Origin of the sequence: Pseudomonas sp. 51_B, assembly GCF_017491595.1 — a bacterium.
Classification (GTDB): Bacteria; Pseudomonadota; Gammaproteobacteria; order Pseudomonadales; family Pseudomonadaceae; genus Aquipseudomonas; species Aquipseudomonas promysalinigenes.
In genome coordinates, this window is the sequence record NZ_JAFGYW010000550.1 from 1 (window position 1) to 246 (window position 246).

Below are 246 nucleotides of genomic sequence, written 5' to 3' on the forward strand. Positions count from 1 at the left end.
TAGTGATGCTGTTGGTCAGCGGCGTGTTGGTGTTGTAGACGTTGTTTGGCGCAACGTAGTCAACCGAGCCGGAGCTTGCGTTGACCGGAATGGTAATGGTCTGGCCGTTGGCCAGGGTGATCACCAGCGGAGCACCAGTAACCGGTGCGTTGACGGTGGCGGTGTAAACCACGGTGCCGCCTTCGGTCACGCTTGGGGTCGCGGTCAGAGTCACCGTCGAGGTATCGATGGTGTCGGTGATGGCGG

General features: G+C 60.6%; 1 protein-coding gene. It reads right to left on the reverse strand.

All coding sequences use genetic code 11. From position 1 onward, the window contains the following. On the reverse strand, nucleotides 1-246 hold a 246-nt coding region (locus J5M56_RS26130; protein ID WP_207938207.1), incomplete at both ends, for an immunoglobulin-like domain-containing protein.